The organism is Stenotrophomonas sp. 3diitr2024, assembly GCF_042136455.1.
Lineage (GTDB): Bacteria > Pseudomonadota > Gammaproteobacteria > Xanthomonadales > Xanthomonadaceae > Stenotrophomonas > Stenotrophomonas sepilia.
Genome location: NZ_JBHHMJ010000543.1, coordinates 1 through 1,637 on the forward strand (window position 1 = coordinate 1; position 1,637 = coordinate 1,637).

The 1,637-nt window shown below is 65.4% G+C and carries 1 protein-coding gene; it reads right to left on the reverse strand.

The genetic code is table 11. The annotated features are described in order from the left end of the window. Positions 1–60: 60 nt before the first annotated feature. Positions 61–1,320 (reverse strand): enoyl-ACP reductase FabV, encoded by a 1,260-nt coding sequence (fabV, locus tag ABGA94_RS13930; RefSeq protein WP_134955634.1) that lies wholly within the window; start codon positions 1,318–1,320, stop codon positions 61–63. Between the last annotated feature and the right edge of the window lie 317 nt (positions 1,321–1,637).

Consider the following 1,637-nt stretch of genomic DNA (forward strand, 5'->3'; position numbering starts at 1 on the left):
CCCCCCCCCCCCCGGGCACTACCAAACCAGAAGGCCGGCTTTCGCCGGCCTTCTGCCTGATCAGGTCATGTCGACCAGGTTGCCGATCTTCACGTCCGGGTTGACGTCGGCCTCGTAGTCGACGCCCTCCACGCCAAAACCGAACAGACGCAGGAAGTCGGCCTTGTAACCGGCCAGGTCGCTGATTTCGTACAGGTTCTCGTTGGTCACCTGTGGCCACAGCGCGACCACCTTGCCCTGCACGTCTGCGGCCATTTCCTTGTAGTCCGCACGCAGGCGGCCTTCCTCATCGACCAGCGCGACGGTGTGGCCGTCGCCATCGACCAGGTCGTGGCGCAGGCGATCGACCGCCACGCCATCGGACTTGCCGCCGTAAAGGATGTCGTACAGCACGTCGAGCTGCTCGACGCAGCCTTCGTGGGTGCCCTTTTCCTTCATCACCTTGAACAGCAGCGACAGGTACAGCGGCATGGTCGGAATGGCCGAGCTGGCCTGGGTCACGACGGCCTTCAGCACCGACACGCGTGCGTCGCCGCCGATTTTCGCCAGCTTTTCGCGCAGGCCCAGCACCTTGGTGTCCAGGTCCTTCTTGGCCGCGCCGATCGAGCCATTCCAGTAGATCGCCTGGGTGATCTCTTCGCCCACGTAGGTGAAGGCCGTGGTGGTACAACCATTGGCCAGCACCCCGGCATCGGCCAGCGCATCGATCCACATCTGCCAGTCCTCGCCGCCCATCACCGCGACGGTGCCGGCGATTTCTTCCGGAGTGGCCGGCTGCAGGGTGGTCTCGGTGATCACTTCCTTGTCGGTATCCAGCCCGCGCAGGGTGATCGGCTCGCCGATCGGCTTCAACGTGGAGCTGATGATCTCGCCAGTCTTCGGGTGCTTGCGGCGCGGCGCTGCCAGGCTGTAGACAACCTGGTCGACCTGGCCCAGATCGGCCTTGATCATTTCGATGGTCTTCGCCTTCACTTCATCGGAGAAGGCATCGCCATTGATGCTCTTGGCGTACAGGCCGGCTTCGTCGGCGTACTTGTGGAACGCGGCCGAGTTGTACCAGCCCGCGGTACCCGGCTTGGTCTCGCTGCCCGGGCGTTCGAAGAAGATGCCGAGGGTGGCAGCACCACTGCCGAAGGCAGCGGTGATGCGTGCGGCCAGGCCGTAGCCGGTGGACGCGCCGATCACCAGCACACGCTTGGGACCGTTCTGGATCGGCGGGCGCGCACGGATGTAGTCGATCTGCTGCTTGACCGCGGCCTCGCAGCCGGTCGGGTGGGTGGTGACGCAGATGAAGCCGCGGACGCGCGGTTTGATGACCATGGATACCTCGGGTTGGCAGATGCGGCGCGCGGGGCGCTCAGCAGGAGTAAGGGCGCGCACGCGCGCGAACCGCAGGATCGTAGTGCGCGGGGGCCGAATGCACAACCGACGCTGGCGTAGGGTGGTGTTTCTTTTGCAGGGTTGCACCCTGCACCTGCGGTAGTGCCGGCCGCTGGCCGGCAACCTCAACAGCAACGTCAAAAGCCGGGCTACTGAGGGATGCCGGGGTGGGTCCGGTTGCGGGGGACGCCGTTAACCCGTCCATGGGGGCTTGGCCGCAGCATCCATGCCGCGGACTGATCTGGCCCCCCGCAACC

Bases quoted from the DNA above. Each gene is read 5' to 3' on its own strand.
- fabV (WP_134955634.1), bottom strand. From the start codon at position 1,320: ATGGTCATCAAACCGCGCGTCCGCGGCTTCATCTGCGTCACCACCCAC.